An 18,532-nucleotide genomic window follows, 5' to 3' on the forward strand; every position below is an offset into this window, starting at 1 on the left:
AAAAGGTACTGTTATAAATTGCAAACATTTTAGACAAAAAAGTATTTTTGTATTTCAAAGAAGTTCGACTATGGAACTATCTAGCGTAGTCTCAACTTTCGGGTTGGGACTACTTAGTTTATAGCCCTCAATGAACTCCGTATCATTCTTCCATAAAGTATAGATCAATATTAATAGCTTTCTTTGAATGGCAACTTGTCCAATCATCTTTGAGGGTTTGTTTTGATTGATTCTTGTATACATTTCTTTTAGACCAGGATTGAATCTGCAAGCGACCATTGCCGGGAAGTACAATGCATTTCTGATGTACCGATTGCCTTTTTTAGAGATTCTGGTCTTGCCTTTTATGGAGGTTCCTGATTCTCTTTGCACGACATCATAGCCTGAATAACTTACCAGTTGTTTAGCATTCCTGAAATGCTCAAATCCCATAGTTTCGGCCAGGATAGTAGCTATGGTAATCAAACCTACTCCCTTTATGGTGAGCAGCTTTGTTATTCTTTCTTTCAGGTTGCTGTCTGTTTCTATAAGCCTTTTTATCTCTTTTAACGTTTTTGCAATTTCTTTGTCGATATCTTCAATCAACTTTTTATTACTCTTGAGAATGAAGCTTTGAACATCGTGCGAAGCGTCCTTACTGTGCTTGATGTTGCCAAGGCTAGTTTTTTGTTCTTGTAGCTGAACATAATATCTGGTTAGATTCCTCAGCTGTAATAAGGCGGCAGGAGGTGGAGTCCAAAGCTTATGAGTCCGCTCTACTCCAAGCTGACTTAAGATCCTTGCATCAACAGCATCTGTCTTGGTCTTGATGTTTAAGCTCGAAAAGTAGTGTTTAGAGGTGTTAGGAAGCACCACATGAACCCTTTTCTTTACTTTATGTAAATGGTGTGCCAAATTTTCGTAATAAACACCCGTGGCTTCCATTAGAAACACAAGCTCTGGTCCGATGGCGATAGCGCCCTTGGCCCAGCGAAGCATTTGGTTAAAACCTTTAGTATCATTGCCAAAGGTTACTACTTTTGAGAACGCTAATTCGCCATTCTCTGCACGCTGACACAGACATACTGTAAATGTAGCTTGTGAGATATCTATCCCAACTGATTGTTTTGTAATAGCCATAATCAAGAATTTAGATCGTATCGACTTAATTCCCCTTCGTCTATCCTTTTGTTTTATCCAGGCTCCTAGTTATGGCCTTAAGTACTGTTCAGACTCCTGAGAATAAAATCGTGTCGTTCAACCTTTTTTACGGTATAACATATAGCCTACCTAGCCCGATCTGAACTGACACGAACAGCCAACACATTTTGCATAACAACAATATATTGACCTTTTTAAAATTCTCAGTAAAAATAAAAGCCCGTTAAGAGTTGTCTTAACGGGCTTCAAATCTTTATTTAGGACTATGGTGCTGGCTGCGCTGGTGTTTCTGCAGGTGCAGTGTTGTTGTTAGCAGGAGCAGCATTGTTATTAGCAGGCGCATTTCCAATTGGAGATGGAGCAGGTGTTCTGTTCAGTTGTTCCTGAATTTTCGACGCTCCGGTTGAACCGCCGTTACCAGTTTTAGCAATGGTTGTAATAGATAAAGTAATTACAACAACTACGGCTAACAGGATCCAGGTGCCTTTTTCTAGAACATCTCCTGTGCGCTGTACGCCGAACATGTTACTGGCTGACGATCCTGTTGCCAATCCACCACCTTTAGGGTTCTGGATCAATACAAAGATTGCTAAAGCGACACAAATAATGATCAATAGAATAATTAAAAAAAGCATAGTCTGTTATATGGTTAAATTTTCTTTTTTATAGATTGGATAAGATCGGCAAAGTAACGGCTTTTTTCCGGAAACTTCAAACTTAATTTTTCATAAGTATCTATGGCCTTGTGGTAAAGCATCTGCTCGATGTAGATCTTCGCGAGGGTCTCTGAAACGAGATCATTGTGGTCCTCGGCGCTACGCTTAGCCTTGTTTTCCGTATCAATCTGCTCTGGCCTTGGCGGCGTGATCTGCGGGTCTTTCTTGATGAACTCGTCAATGATCTTAGCATCCTTCGGATCTGCCTGGTGCTCCGGAACGTTGTTCAGGATCTCTTCTGCATTGAAGGGACTTTGAATATGGAAAATGTGCTCTACATATTGCTGATGGAGCTCACTCTGCGTTTGCCGCTTTGGCGTCGCATAGGGCTGGAAGATCGTGGAATGCTCTTTCCGTGTTTTTGCCAGCCACCACAGGAAGGTGTAAGGAAGTGTGTCATCGTCGTAATTGGTGATTTCACTGGTGTCCTTCTCTCCTGGATTTGCCTGTTGTTGATCCGTCCAAGCCGGGGCTGGAGGTGCAGAAACTGCTTTGCTATTGTTTTGCGCATCATCCGCGATGAACTTCTCTTCGAAAGCGAAGAAATCAGTGGCGGCAATATTTTCAACGAAGTTATCTTCTAAAGTCTCAATGACCGGCGCAGGCGTAGGTATGGTCTGTTCGGTAGCGGGCTGTTGATAGTCATGGCCATCAACTTCAGAAATCTCTTCAAATATTTCCTGTGCATCATTATCCTCTGCACCCGTTGAACTATGATCTGCAACCGCTATATCAATTTCATCAATGCCTCCGTCAATATTCTCAACAGTTTCTATAAAGGCATTATTATCTACTATAGCCGGTTGCTCTACAGGAGCATCCCCATCATAGTCATGAATGTTTATCTCTGATATTTCTTCGTAGGTGTCATCGCTCTGCGCTGCAGAAAGATGATCAATAGGATTGTCGTAGTCGTGGATATTGATTTCCGCAATCTCGTCGTAAGTGGCCTGATCGTCAGTAATGGTATCATTTACCTCTTCAACGCTGTTGATTTCCTCAGGCTGTTCCGGGTCAGCGGCACCAAAGGCATATACTTCTTCCAGTAAACTTGCCGCCTCCAGGTCTGTTGCTTCTTCAAAAATGGATTTATCTTCGAAGGTTGTTTCTACAGCAGGGGCTGATGGAAGCGGTGCTTCTGCAGACCTTGCCGGTTGCATCGCCGGTTTCCGGTGCAGGAATTGGTGCAACATGGCGCCATTGGTGTACAAGGCGGTGGTGGTGAGGGTGTGTTCCGCTTCCGCTGTTTCCATGGAGAGCTTCGCCAGAATTAACCGCAGGGGCTGGAAGTAGGGGTACAGCTCCAGCAGTTCCCGCAATAAAGGAATGTCCGAATGCCGCAGGCTATCCGGATCATTAATGATAGAACTAAGCTGTTTATTATGGTCTATTCCCTGCTCCACGTTGCTAAGATACAATTATTACCATTGAGCAAAAGCCCTGTTAAAAATATCCTCAGTCAACTGCGTATTGATGTCTTTGATCAATTGCGGCTCAAGTGCCTGCAAGCTAGAGCCGGAAAGCACGAAATCCTTGAATCTTGTAAACGACTCTTCAAAGCTCTGTTTAGCGTCAATATTGTTCGTGTACTTCACGTTTACAGTAATTGATAGCCTGTTTGAACCTTGTGTATTGGAGTTCATTTGGTTATTGTCGGTAAGTGTCACCGGACGGATCTCATAGTTCGTAATCCGGCCTTCAAATATCGCATGGCCGTCATTCTGCACGATGCTCAGGCGCGACTGGTTCCTGATCCTGGTACGCAGGTCCTCTGTAAACTGCTGGCTCAGGTAAGGGATTACCAAGGGCGCATTGTTCTCGAAGAAGTTCACGGTCACGGTCTTCATCTCCGGGGGGATTGACGCTCCATTGAATTTGATTGAACATGAATTAAACAGTGCAACAACCGCAAAAAGCAGGATATATATCTTCTTCATCATTAATTTAAGTTCAGTTCTTTGATTTTGCGGTATAGGGTGCGCTCAGAAATACCCAGCTCCTGCGCTGCAAACTTACGTTTGCCTTTATGCTTTTTCAGTGCCTTTTTAATCAGGTCAGATTCTTTATCCACCAGTGACAGTGATTCTTCTACTTCCTCCGCCTCATGTGCGTAGTTGTATTCCATCGGTGCATTTGGCGCAGGCTTGTTAATTGTCAATGCCTGTGGCTCAAACTTCGGCCGGTCAATTTCCTGATAAAGCTGGTTGATGTAATGCGGGTTATCCTCCATAATGTGGGCCGTGTTACCGCCGCTTTGGATAATCTCCGCAACAAGCTTCTTCAGATCAACCATGTCCTTTTTCATATCAAAAAGAACCTTGTATAGAATATCCCTTTCGGTAAAATCTTCCTTATTGTTATTGCCGTTGATGGCCATCGGCAGGTTAGCGCCGCTTTCATTCGGAATATAGTTTAGCAATGCGGCCGCTGTAACGTTGCGGTCTTTCTCCAACACACAGATCTGCTCGGCAATGTTTTTCAACTGTCGTACGTTACCCGGCCAGCTGTAGTTGCTGAGCACCTGAATGGCATCGGGTTCCAGCTGTATACCCGGACTGCGGTACTTATCACTAAAATCTGCTGAAAACTTGCGGAACAGCAGATAGATATCTTCCTTACGCTCATGCAACGCAGGAATGCGCAAAGGCACGGTGTTCAGCCTGTAGTAAAGATCCTCGCGGAATTTGCCATTTTTCACCCGGTTATAAACGTCTACGTTTGTCGCCGCAATAATGCGCACATCGGTTTTCTGCACCTTCGAAGAACCCACGCGCAGGTATTCCCCGCTTTCCAGGATCCTAAGCAAACGTGCCTGTGTGCCCAGCGGTAACTCGGCAACCTCATCCAGGAAGATCGTTCCGCCATTGGCCACCTCAAAGTAACCCTTACGTGCTTCATGCGCACCGGTAAAGGAACCTTTCTCATGCCCGAATAGCTCCGAATCGATCGTGCCTTCCGGAATAGCACCACAGTTTACGGCGATGAAAGTACCGTGCTTCCTTGCACTCATCTGGTGGATGATGTGCGAAAACACCTCTTTACCGCTACCACTTTCACCGGTAATTAAAACCGACATATCCGTAGGTGCAACCTGTCTCGCTATATCTATCGCCCGGTTCAGCAGCGGTGAGCCGCCAATGATCCCGAACCTGTTTTTAATATCCTGTACGTCCATAATTACTCCGCAATTCTACCCAATAGGGTCGCTGATGTACAACGTTCAATAGTTACATTCACATATTGCCCTGGTTTAATTTCCGCCGTTGCCGGGAAAACCACCATAGCATTCTGGTCGTTACGACCGCAATAATCTGTTTTTGATTTCTTAGAAGTCCCCTCCACCAGAATGCGCAGGGTTTTACCCACATTCTGCTGCAAGCGGTACAGAGAAGTTTCCTGCGCTTTCTGCAGGATCTCCGCCAAGCGACGTTTCTTCACTTCCTCAGGCACATCATCCACCAGCTTTCTCGCAGCCAATGTTCCCGGACGCTCCGAATAGCTGAAGGTAAAGGCGAAGTCATAACCAACATAGTCCATCATGCTTAAGGTCTCCTGGTGCTCTTCTTCCGTTTCTGTGCAGAAACCTGCGATGATGTCTGAAGAAATTGCACAATCCGGAATGATCCTCCTGATGGCATCCACACGGTTCATGTACCACTCCCTGGTGTATGTGCGGTTCATCAGTTCCAACACGCGGGTGCTGCCTGATTGTACCGGCAGGTGTATATAGTTACAGATGTTATCGTATTTGGCAATGGTATAAAGTACCTCGTCCGTAATGTCTTTAGGGTGAGAGGTCGAGAAACGAATCCGTAGATCCGGGCTGATCAGGGCAACCATCTCCAGCAGTTGAGCGAAGTTCACTTGTACCTCTGCTGATTCTGTTCCTTCAGTGCCCTTCCACTTGTACGAATCCACGTTCTGCCCAAGTAAGGTCACTTCGCGGTAGCCACGATCGAATAGATCCTGCGCTTCCGCAACTATGGAATAAGGATCCCTGCTGCGCTCACGTCCACGGGTAAATGGTACCACGCAGAAAGAACACATGTTGTCGCAGCCGCGCATAATGGAAATAAAAGCAGTTATGCCATTTCCATTTAAACGCACCGGACTGATATCTGCATAGGTTTCCTCGCGGGAAAGCAACACGTTGATCGCTTTTTGACCATCTTCCACCTGACCGATCAGTTGTGGCAGGTCGCGGTAAGCATCCGGTCCAACAACCATATCTACCAGCTTCTCTTCATCCAGGAATTTAGACTTCAATCTTTCGGCCATACAGCCCAGAACACCCACAATAAGCTTTGGATTTCTACGCTTCTCCACACCAAATTGCGACAAACGGTTACGCACCCTTTGTTCTGCATTTTCCCTGATGGAGCAGGTGTTGATGAATACTAAATCTGCCTCTTTATAATCGCCGGTTGTTTCAAAACCGTTATCACCTAAAATCGAAGCCACAATCTCGCTATCGGCGAAATTCATCTGGCAGCCATAGCTTTCAATGTACAGTTTACGTGCATTCTGAAGCTTCGGCGTATCAATTATTAAAGCTTCACCCTGGCGCGCTTCATCGTGTGTCTTGTCTGCTAGCTCTAATTCAATCATTGCTGTATGCTTTATTACTGAAATACAAAATTAAGCAATTAATTTTTAAAATGACAAAGTGTCAGATTTAAATGGGGCCCCAAACATTTTGCTTTTGATTTTCCTTATTATACTATAAACCAATGAAAGCTGCTTCATGACGAACCTTAACCCGAAGAAAAGAAAGCTCCTAAAATGGATCGCAGGCAGCTTAATTGCACTACTTGTAATTGTCGTAACCTCCGCGATATACATTGCAGCGAAGTGGAAACCCTTTCTTACGGAAAAGATCAAGACCGGCATATATGAGGCTTCAGACCATTTATACAACATAGATTTTACAGACCTCAACCTGAACGTGCTTACCGGTACGGTGAGTCTGGATAGTGTACGACTTTATCCGGATACCTCGGTGTTCCATGCACTAAGAAAAAAAGAACTTGCCCCGGTGCACCTGTTCGAGATCAAACTTGCAAAGCTTAAACTTACCCGCATCAGCATTTTAGAAGCCTACTTTAAGAAGCGGATCAACATGAATGCAATTGTGATAGACGAGCCCTCCATCAACATGCTGCGCTTCAATGTTAAACCGCAGGCCGACACTACAAAAACAGCAACCAATCTTTATCAGAAGATCTCCAAATCATTGGAATCTGTGCATATCAGGAGCATCAAAGTGCTTAATGCAAACTTCGATTACATTCGTGGAGAAACAGGGACAGTTCTGAATGCGGTGCAAAAGCTTAATGTCAGCATTACTGATGTGCTTATTGACAGTGTATCCCAGTATGATAAAGAAAGGTTTTATTACAGCAAAGACGTTGCATTTGAATTGATCGGGTACAAGTCGATCAGCAAAGATAAGTTGTACACCATGAAGGTGGATACCCTTACCGGCTTTGCCAACAAAGGGGATATCCGGATGAAGGGATTTCAGATGATCCCGATGTATCCGGACCTGGAGTTCAGCAGGAAGTACAAGACCCAACGGGATCGCTATGACCTGAAGTTTCCGACCATCAATTTTCGCGGTTTAGATCTGGAGCGCTTCAACGTGGAGGGGCGCTTGTATGCGGAGGCCCTGACCATTGCTTCCGCCAAAGTGAAGATATTCATGAACCGCGAACTCCCACCCTCAAAGGAGAACAAGAGCCGCAACTTTCCGCACATCGCACTGCAAAGGGTAGAACTGCCACTGATCATCGACACGGTAAATCTGAAAAACGTTGACGTAGCGTATACTGAGTATAATCCAATTGCGCAGGAGCGGGGTACGGTGCATATCGATAACCTGACCGGCACTATTAAAAACGTGACGAACGATTCCCTGCAGAAAAGCAAAAATGCCTTCATGGCGGCAGATCTAAAAGCGAAGATCATTAAGGCGGCAGATCTCGATGCACACCTTCGTTTTAACCTGAACGCTAAAGATGGCGCCTTCAGCTTCCGGGGAAATATAGGTTCCATGAATATGCCCGCTTTAAACCCACTGGCTTCTGCACTTGGATTGGTCAAGATTGAAACAGGTAATATTCAAAAAGTTGAATTTGACATTAAAGGAAATGCTGTGGGTTCTACAGGTAGCCTGAGAATGCAATACAACAACCTCAAAGTGCAGCTGCTTAAGGAGGCTGAAGATGGTGAGACGCCTAAGAAGAAAGGTCTGCTGTCCTTCCTGGCGAACAAGTTGGTTATTAAGGATGCCAATCCTGAAAAAGGAGAGCCACTCCGCGTTGCAGCGGTACAGTTTACCCGCTCACCTTCGCAATCCTTCTTCAGTTTACTCTGGAAAAGTGTTTTTACCGGTATCCGGGAAACCGTAGGTATTGGCTTTATCAAACCGAAAAGTGCGGCGAAGTCGCACGAGAAAATAGAGGAGAAGCTCGAAGAGCGCAAGGAAGAACGTAAAGAAAAACGGCAGCAAAAACGTGCGGAAAGAAAGCAAGCACGTGAGGAAAAAAAGTAGTAACTTTTAGCCGGATATGTCAGATCATGCGCATAAAAACTTCCGGATTGTTAAGTATATCGCCGCCATTCTGCTGCCGGTATCTATCTTCGCCACTGCATTATCCTGGTACTATTCTGAAAAACTCCGCCCGGTCATTACCCAGGAATTAAAAGACCTGGTTTTTACCGCTACAGACAGCCTCTACCATGTTGAGTTCTCCACCATCCGCACCAATTGGATCACCGGTAATGCTTCCTTATACGACGTAAACATCATTCCCGATTCTCTGGCGCTTAAACGCTTAAATGCCCGGGCCGCCGGTCCGAATAACATCTATACCATCCGCGTAAAGCGCGTGATGATCCGGGGCTTTCACCCCTTTACACTGTACAGGAAAAATAAACTGCAAATTGATGAGCTGCTGCTGCTGCGACCGGATATCATGATGGTCAATAAGCAACAGCCCTATAATGAAGGAAAACCGCCAAGGCCCAGGTACAATCCTTACGACTACATTTCCAAGTATCTGGCAGAGCTGCAGGTCAATAATATAAATCTGCGCGACATCAAGTTTAAATACATCAACAACAACGGTGAAAAGCCAGTAGCCGACTCCCTGTCTAACCTGAACATCACGCTTAAAGACTGGCTCATCGATCCCAAATCTGCGGAGGACCCCAAACGTTTGTACCTGCTTAAAGATGTTGTGCTCAGCATGAACGATTATGTATACCGAAGCCCGGATAGCCTGTACCACATTAAGATGAACAAGCTGGACTTCCGGGCATCCACCGGCCGTTTAAAGATCAGGCAGTTTACTGTAGTGCCGCAACATCCGGAAATGGATTTCTCAAAAGCTGCCGGTTATGCTAAGGACCGCTTCAACATTTCTTTCAATGAGATCAGCCTGGGCGGCATTGATTTTCCCCTCTATATCTCCACACAGGAGCTATTTGCAAAGGACATGCAGATCAATAACGGCTTTGTTGCTGTTTTTAGTTCCAATGTGATACCCGGCAAAGGCCTTCCTAAAAGCGGACAGTTTCCGCATCAGCTGCTACAGAATCTAAGTGGTACGGTGACCGTGCAGAAGCTTCATCTGAATGACATTGATTTCAGTTACTCGGCCTACAACCGCCGCAGTAAACAGAAGGGGAGTATCACGTTTAACAAGACCTCCGGAACGATCAGCAACCTGACGAATGCTCCAAAGTACAAAGCACTAAATCCGGTGATGACGGCGAAACTGCAGAGCCGGTTCATGGAAAAAGGTGCCTTGGATGTCGATTTCAAATTCCACCTCTCGGCTAAAAATGGATTCTTCAATTACAAAGGCAGGTTGCGGAACATGGATGGGCGGCTGCTGAATAAGATCACCAGACCGGTAGCCATGCTGCAGATTAAGAGCGGATTTATTGATGAACTCCGTTTTGATATTCGAGCCAACGAAAGCCTCGCCTTAGGCACGCTCGACTTCCGGTATCATAACCTTGGTGTAAGACTGCTGGAGCCCGCTGAAGATTCCGACCGTCTGGTGAGTAAAGGCTTTATGTCCTTTCTTGCAAATAACCTGATCATCAACTCCGGCAACCCCGACCGGGAAGGTAAGTTTGTCTCTGCAAAGATCAATTACCATCGACCGGCAAAGGCATCCTTCTTTAGCTTTATCCATAAAAGCCTGTTTCAAGGCATACGGCACAGCATAGGGTTTACCGTGGAGAAAGAAAAAGAGATTAAGGCACAGATCGAGAAGTTTGAAAAGATGAAAGCAGATCGTGAACAACGGCGCGAGAACCGCCGAAAGCGGAACTAAAAACAAAAAGCCCTTGAACGAAGTCCAAGGGCTTTTGCAATATCATGGCTTTTAGTTAGCCAGGGAAGCCGGCATCGGCTTATTCAATAAGTTTTCATAGTAAAAACGGAAGCGCTCTGCACGATCATGCGGGGTTTTCACACCACCCCAACCATGACGGCCACCAGGGTAGATCATCAACTCAAAATGCTTGTTTGCATTCTGCAGCTTGTCAATAAACTGGATGGTATTCTGCATGTGGACGTTATCGTCCATATCGCCATGCATCACACGTAATAACCCTTTGTACTGATCTACGTAGGTCAATACAGACGCATTCTTGTAACCTTCAGGGTTTTCCTGTGGCGTGTCCATGAAACGTTCAGTATAGTGACTGTCGTACAATTCCCAGCTGGTAACCGGTGCGCCGGCATAACCGAAATCAAAGACATCAGCACCGTAAGTTAAAGCCATACAAGTCATGTAGCCGCCGTAACTATGGCCAGTGATCAGTAGTTTTTTACCATCAACCCAAGGTTGTGATTTCAACCAGCGACCTGCGGTCATATAATCTTTCATCTCCCATTTACCAAGGTTGCGGTGCATCAAAGCAACACCTTCCTTTCCAAACTGGCCAGAGGCGCGGTGATCTACAGCAATCTGAATCACACCTTCATTCGCCCAGTATTGGGGCGCAGTACCTTTCCAGGTGTTGGTCACGGTACCTGCATTTGGTCCGCCGTAGATGCTGAACACAACAGGGTACTGCTTCGTTTTATCAAAGCCAGTAGGGTAGGTGATCACGGCCGGAAGGTTGTAGCCATCTTCTGTTGGAATGGTAATCATCTCCGTTTTACCGAATTCATAAGAAGCGAAATCCGGAGATTTGCTGTCTCCAAGTTCCTTAATGATCTTACCATTGTTGTCTACCAAAGTTCTTTTCTGTGGGGTAGAAACGTTCGAGTAGGTGGTGATGAACTTGCTGCCATCTGGCGCCATCTCCACCTGATTGCTATATTCGCCAAACGTTAAACGTTTCAGATTTTTACCATTGTAATTTACGCGGTAAAAGTCGGTACGGGTTGAAGCTTCTTTACGGGCCATAAAGTAAACCACTTTATTTTTTTCATCTACATGCACCAGTTTGGTTACCTGCCATTTTCCGCTAGTTAGTGGGTTCAGCAGTTTGCCGCCCAACGTGTACAGGTAGTAGTGCGACCAGCCGGTTTTGTCACTTCTCAGGATGTAGTGCTTTTTGTCTTCCAGGTAGGTGATGCGCTCATCAAAGTCCAGGTCAACCCAAGACTTCTGTTTCTCGTCATAGATCTCCTTTTTGGCACCGGTAAGTGGATCAACCGAGTAAAACTTCAGGTTATCCTGACCGCGGTTCAGCCATTGCACCATCATGCTGCTGCCGTCGTAGCTCCAGTATGGGGTACCGAAGTACTGATCATCTTTAGCATTGAAGTCCGCCCAAACCACAGCACCCCCCACTGCCGGGACAAAACCGATTTTAACCTCCGGGTTTGCATCACCAGCTTTAGGGTAACGGGTCTTCTCCGTATAGCCATGCTGACCGGTAGATCCATAGATCGGGAACATCGGTACTTTGGTATCATCAAAGCGCATGAAGGAAATGTGTTTGCTGTCTGGCGACCACCAGAAAGCCTTGTATTTTGTTGCGCGGCCTAAGATCTCCTCAAAATATACCCAGGAAGAATAACCGTTATAGATAACATCTGTACCATCGTTGGTGTAGCGAATCTCTTTGCCTGTCGTTACATCAACGGCATACAGGTCGTTGTTGCGGGTAAAAGCAACATATTTTCCATCCGGAGAAAGGGTAGGGTTCTTCTCCTCGTCTTTATCATTCGTTAAACGCTTCGGCGCATCTTTTCCATACTGGATGAAAACGTCAGCGTCTTTCACCATCACACTTACATTGCTTTTCGGTGGTGGGGTATAGCTTTCCTTCTTGCCGGTATTCACGTCGACCGCTTTCAGGCTGCGGTCCTTTATATCCATTTCAATGTAATGCTGTGCATCCGCCCAGCCCGTAACCGGGTTTAATGGAATCGTCAGAGAAGGTTGATTTCCCAGCGTTTGCTGCTGACTTAATCGCTTAAGCTGCGCCTGGGCGGGCGACATATAGAGCAAGCCGGCAGTTAAGGTAAACAGTAGAGTTTTATTCATTTTTAAAACAGTTTAAAGGCTGAAAGTAAGAAGTTAAAGCCATGCTGCAAAATATGTTTGATAGATGTTACCCTGGAGCTCCACAATTTGGACTCAGCATTATAGATGTCCACTCCGGCCAGGTGCCTCTAAAAAAAAGCTGGCTTGTAAAATGAATTACAAGCCAGCTAATGAAGTTTTAGTGGTCTATTTGATGAAGATTACGTCATCAAAGTAAAATGCCTCATCCTGTGCATCCGGACCTTCGATCCAGAAGCCAAACTGCTTCATCGGAGCGCCCTTTTCCCAGAACTTAATGGTCGACATCGGGATCTTAAAGTAGGTCCAAACATTGGCAGGGATGTTTAATGGAATAGATTTATCGGAGTTTCCGTATCCACCTGCACGTTGGTCGCCAGTCAGGTACAAGGTGTAATTCGCTGAGCCACCTTTAACCCAGAAGCTTAGGAATTTGTACTCCGGCATGTTTGCCAGGCCATCCCAGTATGCAAAACCATCTGCACTCCAATTGCCTTTGTTGTAACCAGCTTTGAATGATTTCGAACCAGACTTAAAGAATTCGGTTGAAATATCTGCAGGTCCCCAAGAGCCATTTACAAAGCCATTCTCATAATCATCGGTGAAGATCTTGAAGGCATTGTTCATGTTTACGAACTCCTGGTTTGTAGTGATCGGACCGGTTGAGTTTGTAACAACAAGTTTTGCACTGTTTACCGTTGTTGCAGGGAAAGTGATCACAAGTTCACGTTTCGACTGCGATACAATGGTTGCGGCTGCGCTGCTGCCTTCTAAGGTAACAGAAGTTACATCACCCAGGTTGTTACCGGTTAACGTTATCGCAGGGCCATCTGGTACGAAGTTATAGTTAGATACTCCAGTAACGGTTGGCAAAGCAATGACTTTATACGGAATAATGATCTGCTTGTTCAGGGTATTGGTCAGGATGATGTTTTGCTCACCACCAACAGCCTCGTCCGGCACCCGGAATACAATTGCGCGATCATTATTTAGCACTGGGTTAAACGGTGCTAATACACTATCCTTTTCAAATAGAATGGTTTTTATGCCGCCTAGTTTGTCGCCCGTTACGGTGATGACCTCACCTGCAGAACCTTCAGTTATTTCAAGCGCATTGGCCCTTGGACTTTCCGATGCTTCAGGCCGCTCCTCTTCCTTCGTGCAGGCAGCAAGGAAGGTGGATGCCAACAGGAGCACCAACGCAAAGCTTTTTAATTTAAATCGTTTCATATCGAATATTTTATAATGGTCTAATAGTATGGAATAGCAGGTTTACCCAATTCTGGGTTTGTCAGGATCTCTGTTGTTGGAATTGGGATAAACAGATTAGCTTCTGAAGTCAAGGTTGCTTTAACACTCTCAATGCGGTGTTTACCAGCCGAGCTGTAAATACCTCTTTCCTGCTGGTCAACAATTTGTTTAGCCTTAGCAAAACCTTGTCTTTGAATATCAAACCAGTAATCACCTTCAAATGCAAACTCCACCCTTCTTTCATGCAGGATCAGCTCTGGGGTAAGCACGGTCTTATCGGCTGAAACGCCAAATCCTGCACGATGTCTCACCTGATTGAATGCTTCAAGCGCAGAGGCGTCACTTGTAGATGCTGCAGTACCTAAGGTTGCTTCTGCATAGATCAACAGGATATCAGCATATCTCAAGATATAAGTGTTCATATCGGTTGATGTTCCATTTACATTAACACCATTGCCACCCGGACCAACAACATATTTCAAAGCATTGGAACGTGTACCTGTTTTAATTTTCAGCTTTTCATCCGCATTGGTTACATAGGTCGTATCGTAAGTAAAACCATTTGGAAAATTCACATTCACCCAGTTCTCTTTCTTGAAACCATGCTCCATGATAGACCATTGTTTACGCTTGTCGTTGAACTCATAGCTGTTTAGCAAGTCAATCGATGGAATAATGGCCGACCAGCCTGCACCTGTAGTTGGTAGTAGCAAAGTCGAAGGCGCCACATACGCCTGGATCGGGTTTCCTATCGAGTAACCACCAGAAGCAAGCCACTGCAAGGCGAAGAGCACTTCCGGGTTGTTGTTTGCAGAAGGATCTGTAAACATTTTCTGGTAGTCAGGATATAAAGAATACTTGCCGGAACTGATTACCTCGCTGGCTTTAGCTTTTGCATTCGCGTAATCTTTCAGGTACAGGTAAGCTTTTGCCATCATACCTTTTGCCGAGAACTGCGTTACACGGCCTGGATCATCATTTGCTTTCAGGTTTGCCTCAGCAAATTGCAAATCTTCAATGGCAAACTTGATCACGTCCGACTGGATGTAACGTGGAACGTTAAACTGTCCACTTTGTGCCAGGTCAACCGGATCAGTAATAATAGGCACATCACCAAAAACACGTGCAAGATAGAAATAAGCTACACCTCTCATGAACCTTGCTTCAGCAATCCCCTGGTTCAGATAAGAAGGATCTGAAACCTGAGCCTTTTTCTGCTCAAAAGTGTTGATCAGAACGGTTGCGTTACCGGCTATTTTATAGAAGGCATACCATGATCTGGTTACCTGCTCATCCGTTCCGGAGATAGAGAAGTTCAGGTAGGTGTTATATTTTGGATCGCTGGTATACATATTGCCGCTGAGTACCTCGCCAATAGCATGGAATGCTTTATCCTGATATTCGTACCAGATGCTATTGTATAATAGACCCGTAGCCCCTCTTACCTGTTCCGCATTTTCATAATAGGTTTCCAGGGTAGGTTCATTTCTGGAAGGTTTTTCAAGAAAATCCTTCTTACAACTGGTTACTACCGTCAATGCCGACAGCAATACCGTTGAATATATAAATTTCATTTTCATGTTCTTAATTCTTAAAAGGTAATGTTTGCACCAAAGGTGAATGTGCGTGGATTAGGATAGTTTCCGTTGTCGATGTTAAAGAAGGTAGCGCTGCTGTTAAATGCACCCAATTCCGGATCATATCCTGTGTAATTTGTGAACGTGTATAGGTTTTGACCAGTTACAAATACCCTTGCATTCGCAATTTTAGCTTTGCTGATCAGTGTTTGTGGCAAGTTGTAACCAAAGGTCACGTTCTGGATACGCAGGTAAGAACCATCTTCCACAAAACGATCAGACACCCTGAAGTTGTTGTTGTGCCACTGGTTGTACCTTGGAAGTGCTCCATTAGGGTTACTTTGTGTAAAGCGGTCTTTAACCGTATTCAACTGATTGTTATATACGTTGCTCAGTTGCTCGGTTGTCCTTTTGGTATAGTTTAAAACATCATTACCATAGGTTCCTTGTAAGAAAACTGATAAGTCAAAGTTTTTATATCTGAAGGTATTGGTTAAACCAAAGGTGAATGATGGGTTTGGATCGCCGATGTAAGTTAGATCCTGATCATCAATCTTGCCATCGCCATTCAGATCTTTATACCGTACGTCACCTAACCAGGTACCTGTAGGGCTAACTGGCAGTCCCTGATCTGGACCATTGTTCAATTCATCCATGGTTCTGAACAAGCCATCTGTCTGGAAGCCATAGAATCCACCTACAGCACGGCCAGCTGCGGTTCTGGTTAGCAATATTGCATTACCATATTCAACAAATTCCAGATAAGTAGAAGATGGACTGTTTAAGTAATTTAACGTGTTCTTGTATTTAGAGAAGACAAAGTTTGTTCTCCATTCGAAGTCCTTTGAAGTCATGTTATATGACGTAATGCCAATATCAATACCCTTGTTGGTCATCTTTCCGGCGTTTACCACTGGCGCCTGAATATCATTGTATTCGGTTCCGATACCAGTAAATACTGGAAGTGAACTTGGAAGAATCATATTAGTGGTTTCCTTCTGGTAAAGGTCCAAGGTAACATCCAGCTTTCTGTTCAGGAATCCAAAGTCAAGACCAGCGTTGTAAGTTCTCACAGACTCCCATTGCAAAGCAGGGTTGCCCACGTTCTGTGGAATACCACCTTGTCCGAAAGGTGCGGTAGATACAAGCCTTACACGGGTTACATAAGCATTTTGTTGAGGCGAGTTCTGATTACCTACTGCACCTGCACCTGCTCTTACTTTAAGGTAATCCAGGAACTTGATGTTTTTAGCCCAATCTTCATTGGTAACGGTCCAGCCAATCGATGCTGCAGGGAAGTAACCGATGCGGTTATCCGGTCCGAAAGTAGATGATCCGTCACGTCTGATGGACAGGTTTAAGGCATATTTATCATTGTAAGTATAACCTGCTCTGGCAAAGTAAGACTCCATCGCGAAGTCGCCCAGGTAGGAGCCTAAAGATTGACCGGCTTCTCCACCAGCACCAATTGCAGGAATGTTCTGTGCAAGATTTTGTCTGGAAGCATCCAGCTGATCGTATTCACTTTCCTGGAATTCATGACCTAATAATGCAGTAACCTTGTGTTTACCGAAGCTCTGGTTATAGTTCAGGAAGTTTCTTACGCCATAGTAAACATTAGTAGACCTTTGTTCTACCAATCTGCTTGGGGTTAGAATGTTGTCGATATAAGGCTGGAAAGCACTATTGTCGCCAACAGTATAGTCGAAGTTTACCTCAGATCTGAAGGAGAAATTTTCGTTGAAGGTGATTTCGCCATAAAGGTTTCCATAACCTTTAGACTGGATGTTCCGTACTTCACGTGCAAGTGCAAGGGCTATCGGATTCCGGACGTTTCCGAAGTTATAGCCGCCGATGCCTACAGTTGTTGCATAACCTCCGTTTTGATCAAAAACAGGAGAAGCAGGGCTGTTTGCTGTTGCGATGGTTACAATTGCATCTGATCCGTTCGTCAAGGATACACGTTGATTACTCCTGGTTAAGTTCGAGCTTAAACCAACTTTAAACCAGCTTTTTACCTGTTGATCGATGTTAAAGCGAAGGGACAATCTCTTGAAGTCTGATCCGATGATGGTACCTTGCTGATCAAAATAGTTTAATGCAGTATAGTAATTGGTTTTCTCATGGCCGCCGGAGAAGCTCAACTGATGGTTCTGCATTGCGCCCCTTCTGAAAACCTCATCCTGCCAGTCGGTACCCACACCTAAGATGCCAGGGTTTTGAAACTCCGGAATAGGTGTAAAAGTAGTATTGTTTGTTGTTGCGATTTCGCTTAATACTTGATTGTTGTACTCCGCAAATTCGCTTAGGTTCATAATGTCAAGCTTTTTCGGTACTTCCTGTAAGCCATAATAGCCTTCATAAGTGATTTTACCTTCCCCAGCCTGACCTCTTTTGGTGGTAATTAATACCACACCATTAGCACCTAATGAACCGTAGATCGCCTGAGCAGAAGCATCCTTCAGGATGTCAATGGTAAGGATATCTGAAGGGTTGATCGAAGCCAATGGACTTTGCGTGGTTTGACCACCCATACCACCTAACTGATCCTGAGAAATCGTGTTTCTGGTGGTCTGCAAAGGCACCCCATCAACCACATACAATGGCTCGTTTCCATTAACCGAGGTGATACCTCTTACACGTACAGAAACACCGCCGCCTGGCTGTCCACCGTTGGTAGATACACTAACACCGGATAGTTTTCCTTGTAAAGCCTGATCTACACCTGAAACGGGAAGATCTTTAATGTCTTTAGCGCTAATGGATGAAATGGAAGAGGTAACCTCTGATTTTTTTGCGGTTCCGTAACCGATAACCACAACGTTCTCCAGGTCCATTGCTGAGGATCGGAGGGTAACATTAACCGTTGTTCTGTTTGCGGCAACTTCCACTTCCTGGGAAGTTGTACCAATGTAGGAGAATACAAGGACTGTTGGCGTTGCTGGAACGCTAATGCTGTATCTGCCTTCAGAATTTGTTGAAGCTGCGGTTTTGGTACCTTTGATGATGGCGCCGGCACCTGGTAGGGCGACACCTGAATCATCATAAACCGTCCCCGTGATGGTTCTGGTTGCGGGCGTTTGAGCCATAGACATTAATGTTCCGAAACACAATATCACAAGCCAGATTGCTCGTAGAATTTTATTCATAAGATTTAAAATTTGGTTATTTAAACAGGTTATAAAATTAAGAGTAGATAGGATGCCCAGTGTAGTACTATTTTAACCCATAATGAGCTAATCTGAACATTCATACTTACGGTATTTGCGGTTTGAAGCCTCTATCGGCGTTTTTTATGATTGCCAATGAA

At 44.9% G+C, this 18,532-nt stretch carries 12 protein-coding genes; 2 read left to right on the forward strand and 10 right to left on the reverse strand.

The window, feature by feature from the left end; translation table 11 throughout:
• Positions 1-54: 54 nt before the first annotated feature.
• The 6 genes from AC5WJX_RS14920 to miaB form a co-directional block, all read right to left on the reverse strand.
• On the reverse strand, positions 55-1,119 hold the full coding sequence (locus AC5WJX_RS14920) for an IS110 family RNA-guided transposase (RefSeq protein ID WP_494483982.1): 1,065 nt from the start codon (positions 1,117-1,119) through the stop codon (positions 55-57).
• Positions 1,120-1,403: 284 nt separating this feature from the next.
• Entirely contained in the window at positions 1,404-1,775 is a 372-nt protein-coding gene (secG, locus tag AC5WJX_RS14925) for a preprotein translocase subunit SecG (RefSeq protein WP_440428455.1), read from the reverse strand.
• A gap of 14 nt (positions 1,776-1,789) precedes the next feature.
• Positions 1,790-3,259 (reverse strand): DUF8458 domain-containing protein, encoded by a 1,470-nt coding sequence (locus tag AC5WJX_RS14930; RefSeq protein WP_494485147.1) that lies wholly within the window; start codon positions 3,257-3,259, stop codon positions 1,790-1,792.
• An 18-nt stretch (positions 3,260-3,277) separates the two neighbouring features.
• On the reverse strand, positions 3,278-3,796 hold the full coding sequence (locus AC5WJX_RS14935; RefSeq protein ID WP_440428453.1) for an LptE family protein: 519 nt from the start codon (positions 3,794-3,796) through the stop codon (positions 3,278-3,280).
• Positions 3,796-5,031 (reverse strand): sigma-54 interaction domain-containing protein, encoded by a 1,236-nt coding sequence (locus tag AC5WJX_RS14940; protein ID WP_440428452.1) that lies wholly within the window; start codon positions 5,029-5,031, stop codon positions 3,796-3,798. The genes AC5WJX_RS14935 and AC5WJX_RS14940 overlap by 1 nt, the downstream gene beginning before the upstream one ends.
• Before the next feature lie 2 nt (positions 5,032-5,033).
• Positions 5,034-6,464 (reverse strand): tRNA (N6-isopentenyl adenosine(37)-C2)-methylthiotransferase MiaB, encoded by a 1,431-nt coding sequence (gene miaB, locus AC5WJX_RS14945; RefSeq protein ID WP_494485148.1) that lies wholly within the window; start codon positions 6,462-6,464, stop codon positions 5,034-5,036.
• Between the two features lie 136 nt (positions 6,465-6,600).
• Between miaB and AC5WJX_RS14950 the strand changes: the two genes are divergently transcribed.
• Together AC5WJX_RS14950 and AC5WJX_RS14955 are read left to right on the forward strand one after the other, a co-directional pair.
• Positions 6,601-8,409: an AsmA family protein gene (locus tag AC5WJX_RS14950; RefSeq protein WP_494485149.1), complete on the forward strand. Its 1,809-nt coding sequence runs from the start codon at positions 6,601-6,603 to the stop codon at positions 8,407-8,409.
• Positions 8,410-8,425: 16 nt separating this feature from the next.
• Entirely contained in the window at positions 8,426-10,204 is a 1,779-nt protein-coding gene (locus AC5WJX_RS14955) for a hypothetical protein (RefSeq protein WP_494485150.1), read from the forward strand.
• A gap of 51 nt (positions 10,205-10,255) precedes the next feature.
• On the opposite strand, the gene AC5WJX_RS14960 is transcribed toward AC5WJX_RS14955, so the two are convergent.
• From AC5WJX_RS14960 to AC5WJX_RS14975, 4 genes are all read right to left on the reverse strand, one after another.
• Positions 10,256-12,376 (reverse strand): S9 family peptidase, encoded by a 2,121-nt coding sequence (locus AC5WJX_RS14960; RefSeq protein ID WP_494485151.1) that lies wholly within the window; start codon positions 12,374-12,376, stop codon positions 10,256-10,258.
• A 186-nt stretch (positions 12,377-12,562) separates the two neighbouring features.
• Entirely contained in the window at positions 12,563-13,624 is a 1,062-nt protein-coding gene (locus tag AC5WJX_RS14965) for an IPT/TIG domain-containing protein (protein ID WP_494485152.1), read from the reverse strand.
• Positions 13,625-13,644: 20 nt separating this feature from the next.
• The gene (locus AC5WJX_RS14970) at positions 13,645-15,219 is read right to left on the reverse strand and encodes a RagB/SusD family nutrient uptake outer membrane protein (RefSeq protein WP_494485153.1); all 1,575 of its coding nucleotides are present in this window, start codon (positions 15,217-15,219) and stop codon (positions 13,645-13,647) included.
• 17 nt (positions 15,220-15,236) lie between these two features.
• Entirely contained in the window at positions 15,237-18,371 is a 3,135-nt protein-coding gene (locus tag AC5WJX_RS14975; RefSeq protein WP_494485154.1) for a SusC/RagA family TonB-linked outer membrane protein, read from the reverse strand.
• Between the last annotated feature and the right edge of the window lie 161 nt (positions 18,372-18,532).

The sequence above is a fragment of the Pedobacter sp. NEAU-ZC8 genome, from assembly GCF_059278965.1.